At 28.3% G+C, this 6,716-nt stretch carries 6 protein-coding genes; all 6 read left to right on the top strand.

The window, feature by feature from the left end:
• Nucleotides 1-183: 183 nt before the first annotated feature.
• The 6 genes from FFM67_RS12110 (at nt 184) to FFM67_RS12135 (ending at nt 6,646) form a co-directional block, all read left to right on the top strand.
• Nucleotides 184-981, top strand: coding sequence for a glycosyltransferase (locus FFM67_RS12110; protein ID WP_137614795.1), 798 nt, complete (start codon nt 184-186; stop codon nt 979-981).
• Nucleotides 981-1,868, top strand: coding sequence for a glycosyltransferase family 2 protein (locus FFM67_RS12115; protein WP_137614796.1), 888 nt, complete (start codon nt 981-983; stop codon nt 1,866-1,868). Before FFM67_RS12110 ends, FFM67_RS12115 begins: the two co-directional genes overlap by 1 nt.
• 18 nt (nt 1,869-1,886) lie before the next feature.
• Nucleotides 1,887-3,032: an EpsG family protein gene (locus tag FFM67_RS12120; RefSeq protein ID WP_137614797.1), complete on the top strand. Its 1,146-nt coding sequence runs from the start codon at nt 1,887-1,889 to the stop codon at nt 3,030-3,032.
• A gap of 3 nt (nt 3,033-3,035) precedes the next feature.
• Nucleotides 3,036-4,232: a CDP-glycerol glycerophosphotransferase family protein gene (locus FFM67_RS12125; protein ID WP_137614798.1), complete on the top strand. Its 1,197-nt coding sequence runs from the start codon at nt 3,036-3,038 to the stop codon at nt 4,230-4,232.
• Nucleotides 4,233-4,239: 7 nt separating this feature from the next.
• Nucleotides 4,240-5,694 carry an oligosaccharide flippase family protein gene (locus FFM67_RS12130; protein WP_170178041.1) on the top strand — a complete coding sequence of 485 codons (1,455 nt, stop codon included), beginning with the start codon at nt 4,240-4,242 and terminating at the stop codon, nt 5,692-5,694.
• A gap of 139 nt (nt 5,695-5,833) precedes the next feature.
• Complete coding sequence (locus FFM67_RS12135) at nt 5,834-6,646, top strand: SDR family NAD(P)-dependent oxidoreductase (protein WP_137614800.1); 813 nt, start codon at nt 5,834-5,836, stop codon at nt 6,644-6,646.
• The last annotated feature ends 70 nt before the right edge of the window (nt 6,647-6,716 follow it).

Consider the following 6,716-nt stretch of genomic DNA (forward strand, 5'->3'; position numbering starts at 1 on the left):
ATTCTTTGGTCAGAACTATTTTGAGTGTAGCACAAATGGCTTTTTTAGTTGTCTAGCTTAATTTTACAATCGGCGTATATAAAAAATGTGAATACTTTTTTTAAGAAAAATAGATATGATATCGTACATGGTCACTTGAGCAGTTCTGCAAGTATTTATTTAGGGATAGCTAAAAGATACAAAATGACAACAATTGCACATTCCCATAACGTATATTCTTTTTCACTACACACTATTTTTCATAAATTATTTACTTTTCCAACAAGATATATTTCAGAATATTTTTTTGCTCCTACACGTTTGGCAGGTGAAGATAGATATGGAAAAAAGATAGCAAATGGGAGAAACTTTTTCATATTAAAAAATGGCTTTTTTATAGATAGATACTTATTTGATCTGAATATTCGTCAAAAAACAAGAGAAATATTAAAAATTGAAAAAGACACAAAAGTTTTTATCCATATTGGACGGTTTTCAAAGCAAAAAAATCATAAAAAAATATTAAGTGTTTTTAAAGAATATGTTACCTATAACTCAAATGCGAAATTGCTTCTAATTGGAGCTGGAAAATTGGAGAATGAGATAATAAATTATATTTCTGAGAATGATTTAGACAGTAGTGTACATATGCTAGGACTAAGGCAAGATATTTCGCAATTGTTGATGGCATCAGACTTATTTATTTTTCCATCACTCAATGAAGGTTTAGGCATAGCACTAGTTGAAGCTCAGACAACTGGGTTACCTTGTGTGATTTCAGATGTAATTCCACAAGAAGCACTCTTAAACAGAGAATCTATGAAAGTATGTTCTTTATCCGAAGATGATGTGGAGTGGAGGAAAGCGATAGATGAAGTTCTTAAAAGGCCTATTGATAGAGAACAAGATTTTTATCAAGTAAAAAAATTAGGATATGATATTAATGATGTAGTACAAATGTTACAAAAATATTACGAAATTTTTAGTGTAGGAGATAAATAATGTTAATTTCAATAATTACCCCAACATTCAATAGAAGTGAACTCCTTAAAAATTGTTTTAAATCTCTTACTGAACAATCAGTTACTAATTTTGAGTGGATAATAGTTGATGATGGAAGTTCGGATCAAACTGAAAATGTCGTAAATGATTTCTTGAATATGGAAACTACTTTTCCGATTTTATATTATAAAAAGAATAATGGTGGGAAACATACTGCTCTAAATTTTGCTATGGATAAAATTAATGGAGATGTTTGTTGCATATTAGATAGTGATGATATTTTTCTTCCAGAAGCAATAGCAGAAATTAATAATGAATGGTTGTCCTATTTTAAAGATCAAACTATAGGAGTCGTATGCTTTTTAAGAGGATTTGATCCAGAAAATGCCATTTCACATATCTCTGAGGGTACAAAAATAGTAAGCAATCATATTGATTACCGAATTAATCAAGGTATCAAAGGTGATTTTTGTGAAACTATTAGAGTAAATACATTTAAAAAATTTCGATTTCCAGTTTTTCCAGAAGAAAAATTTTTTTCTGAGGGTTGGTTATGGACCAATATAGGGATTGGATATAAAACGGTTTATGTAAATAAAATTATTTATTTAACTGAATATAGAGACGATGGGTTGACTAGAGCGGGAAGAGCTTTACGACTGAAGTCCCCAAAGGCAGGAATGCTCAATAGTTATGTTCAAATGAATAAAAAGATAAAAATGAAATACAGATTAAAACAAGGAATTTTATATAATGTGTATAAATCTAGAGTAAGAGAATCTGATAGGAAAAAAATTATTAAACAAAATGATTACCGGCTTATAAGAGGAATTACAAAACCAATTTCGTGGGTGTTATCATATTATTGGAATAAAAAATTTCTGTAAAAAGGGAGGGGGCAACGAATGCCAGTTTATTCATTACTATTTTTTATTACATCTTATTTCGCGCTGATTACAGAAAAATTTAAAAATAGAACATTACAAGGAATGATCTACCTAGTTATAATAGTAACCAGTGCTATTATTACTGGAACTAGGTATTTTTTAGGTGGATACGATATATATAACTATTTTTACTTTTTTGAAAGAACTCCCGTTTTAAGTCAGTTAAATTTGTTTGGCATAGTGAAAAATAATGGGATTTTTGGGAGCGATGTGGGATATTTAGCAGTTAATTCTTTAATAAAAACATTAGGATTCAGTTTTTTTGGAGCGACATTGTTAATCTCTACTTTTTTTTATGCTTCGTTGTATTTATTTTTTAGGCGGTACAATGTAAATGTATTAGTTTGCCTGATTTTCTTTTTTTATAAAGCATTCCTAGATCTGACATTTATTTATATGAGACAATGTATTGCTGTCGCTATCGCATTAATTGCTTTTAACTATTTATCAAAGTCACGTTATTTAACGTACGCAGCACTAATATTTTTAGCATCTACTATGCACTTTACGGCGATAATATTATTAGTGTTAATTCCCTTAAAAAAAATAAAGCTTACAAAAAAAAGGATAATTATAATAACCTTATTGTTGTGCCTATCGTATGTTGTAGTATTTTTAGATATAAAAATTTTTACCTATATAGCAGGTCTATTTTCATTTCTTGGGGGAAGCGCAACAATGAAAGTTGATTCAGCAGCAGGTTTAAATGATCTATATGCTTCCACTATAACGAGTCCATTACACTTATTAGAGTTTCTTGTGTTAGATTTCATGTTAATAAAATCTATTGATAAAATTGAATATTCTGAAAAAAACAATACGATTATATGGATATTTATTTGTGCCCTTCCAATATATACTATCTTTGCAAATGAAGAGATTTTTATCCGCATGAAATATTATTTTATTTTATCTTATCCTATTATCTTTTATTTAATAATATCAACCTATAAAGATATCTATAAATATGTGTGCATCGTTATCGCATGTCTCTGGTGTTTTGCAGGAATGTATAAATTTGGTTATCAATTTGATAGTGGTAATCTATATCATTATCATTCTTATATTACAAAGAATGTATCAATTTTTTTGAAAGATTGGTGAAAAATGAAGTTGAAAATTGGATCAAAATTAAAAAAAAATATATTTATATATCGGATATATTTTGCTTTTGGGAATTTTTTTCTGTTTATTATGAAAATATTTTACAAAAATAAAAAAGATATTATTTTGTTTAACAGTTTCGGAGGAAAGAAAATAGATGATAGCCCTTTCGAATTATATCAAGAAATAAAAAAAAGAGATATATTCAAAAATTGCAAATTAATATGGGCGGTTGAAGATATTGATCAAGTAACACCGCCAGTTGAAAATATTATTTCAATAAATTCAATTAAATTTTTTAAAATGGCAATACAGTCAAAAGTATGGATTACTAATAGTAGTATGCAAAGAGGATTAATTTTAAAAAACTCTGATACTATCTATTTGAATACTTGGCATGGAACGCCAATGAAAAATATGGGAATAGATATTGTTAAAAAAGAACAAAGTTTTCAAATTCGTGAAGATAAAAAAGATGTTGATCTATTTTTAGTCCAAAGTAGTTATGAAAAGGAAATATTTGAAAATGCTTTTTCTATGTCTGAAAAGCAATTTTTAAATGTTGGATACCCAAGAAATGATAGATTGTTAAATTTTGATTGTACTGAGGTTTCTGATATAAAGAAGAGACTGAACATAAATAATAATAAAAAAGTTATACTTTATGCTCCCACTTTTAGACCAGAAGTGACTGATAGTGAGGGGCGAATTGTTATGGATTTAAAATTTGATATCCATAAGATGGTAGAAACATTAGGAGAAGATTTTATTATATTATTACGAGCACATTATGAGACTTACGTACCCAATTTTAGTGATGCTTATGAAGATAAGTTCTTAAATGTCACAGATTACACCAATTTAAATGATTTATTAATAATTACAGATCTATTGATTAGCGATTATTCAAGTATTTTCTTTGACTATTCATTATTGTCTAAGCCTATGATAGCTTATGTATATGATTTTGATGAATATAGATTAAAAAGAGGACTTTATTTTGATATTAGAGAGTTTTTACCAAGCGCTAAAAATATGAAGGAATTAATTGATTTAATAATTAATTATCAGGAGGATTCGTCAAGTTATATAGAAAAAACAAAAATATTTCAAAAACAGTTTGTAGAATGGTACGGTAATGCTACTGTCAAGACAGTTGATTTTCTTCAAAATTTTATTTATGGAAAAGGCTCGGGTTGAGTTGATTATGAAAGTATTAAAAAATTACTTCTATACGTCATTTTATCAAATTTTTACAATTATTATTCCATTAGTCACAACTCCCTATATTGCAAGAACTGTTGGAGTAAGAGGAATGGGAGTTGCGGCAGCTACGCTATCAGTTTCACAGTTTTTTATGAGTATATCCAAACTTGGAATTATCAAATATGGGGCTAGAGAAATTGCAAGTAGTGAAAATGAAGAGAGTATAAAAGAAAACTTTATTTCAGTATTCATTAGTCATTCTTGTTTAGGAGTAATAATTTTTCTTTTGTATTGTTCGTTAGCAATAATTGGTTTTTTTGGATCCAATAAAGTTATTTTATTGATACAAGGGATATATATATTAGCTTCAATATTTGACGTTTCATGGTTTTTTCATGGTATACAAAATTTTAAAGTGACTGCTACTAGAGGCATTTTAATTAAATTAAGTAGTTTGATACTTATTTTTATGTTTGTAAAAAATGAAACGGATTTATTTAGTTATGTCTTAATTCTAGCGGTCACTAATTTTATGGGTTCTCTATCCTTATGGACGATTATTCCCAAATATTTTGATTTAGGATCGATAAAGATTACTAAATATATAAGCTTTAAGATGATTAGAAATACGCTAATAGCTAGTTTTTTTATATTTATTCCATTGTGGGGAGCTCAGCTAAATACAATTTTAGACGTTATTGTTCTCAAATTTTTTACTAATAATGTTCAAGTCGGGTACTATGTAAATGCAGTAAAAATAGTGACTATTCCCATGTACTTAATAACAAGCCTTACTCTTGTCATGTTCCCAAAAATATCAAGTGATTTAAAAAAAAATGATAAAGTATCAGTTCTTCCGTCTATTAAAAAGACAATGACTTTTATGATATATTTAGCTGCCCCATTGTCTATTGGATTAATGGTAATTTCAGAAAATCTAGTTCAGTGGTTTTTAGGAAAAGATTTTTTTCCTTCTGGGATGATGATAAGTATTTTAGCATTAAAAATTATTTTAGTTTCTTTAAATGAGACTATTGGTATTCTATACTTAATTCCTACAAAGGAAAATAGAAAGTACTCAAATGCTGTGCTTATCGGGATGACTTTTGGGATTATGTTAAATTCAATATTATCAAATGTGGTTGGAGGAATTGGAACATCGATATCATATGTTCTTGTCGAATTTGTTACATTTTTTGTACTTGTACTAAGTACTCAGGAAATAATTCGAGCTATTCCATTTTTAGAAATAATTAAAGATGTTTTTTGTGCTATTTTAATGGGTGGAATAATCATTATGATAACATATAATACCGAAATAGTCGGAGTAGCATTGACTCTCATTCAGATTTTTGTTGGGATAATTAGTTATATTACTATGACAATTATTTTCAAATCAAGTATATCTAGAAAGATTTTACAGTATGTTTCAATAAAATTGAAAAATTACAAATGAAGCTTCCATTTATCAATCCTATTGGAGAATTTCAATGGAATTATATACCGATATTAATTGTTAATAATAAGAATACACTTTTTTTAAATGAGTATGTTACTGATGGAAGAGACTTTTTTTACTAAATGAGGAGGTAAACATGAAAAAAGCAGTAGTTTTGGGTGGAAGTAGTGGGATAGGTTTAGCTATGGTAAAAAATTTAGTTGATAAAGGTTACTCTAACATTTATGTATTCGACAAACAAAAGCCTCAAATAGATATAAAACAGGTTACATATAAGCATTTTGATGCGGTTATTGATAGTTACGACATATTTGATAAATATGTAGACCAAATAGATACACTACTTATCACAGCAGGATATGGAAGGGTGGCGCCTTTTGAAACATTTCAAGATGCAGAAATAAAAAATAATTTACTTGTGAATGCAGTGGCCCCAATTAGAGTCATAAGTAAATTTTATAAAAGATTATTAAATAGAGAAAACTTCTATTGCGCTGTTATGGGGAGTATAGCTGGGTTTATAAGTTCCCCATTATTTTCTGTATACGGAGCTGGGAAATCAGCTATTTGCCAATTTATCGAGAATGTTAATATAGAAATTGAAAAGAAAGAATCAAAAAATAGAATTTTGAATGTTTCTCCAGGATCAATTAAAGGAACAAGTTTTAATGGAGAAAGCACAGATTTATCAGTGATTGATGATTTGGCTGAATCCATTATAACTAATATGTATAAAAGGAAAGAATTATTCATACCAGATATTGACGTTTATACAGATGTATTAAAACGTTATAAATCTGATTCGCATAAATTTGGAATTGATAGTTATGAGTACAAAGTTGAATCTGGTAGAATAAATGTTTTACCACAACTGAAAATTGGATATTTAAGTGGGACATTTGATTTATTCCATGTAGGACATTTAAATCTATTGAGACATGCAACCTGAATTCCCGGAATTTATAACGAGGGAGGGGCAACCCCTAACGCCTCATATAATTCCTTCTGCTTCGTCGTAA

The organism is Enterococcus viikkiensis (assembly GCF_005405345.1).
Taxonomy (GTDB): domain Bacteria; phylum Bacillota; class Bacilli; order Lactobacillales; family Enterococcaceae; genus Enterococcus_A; species Enterococcus_A viikkiensis.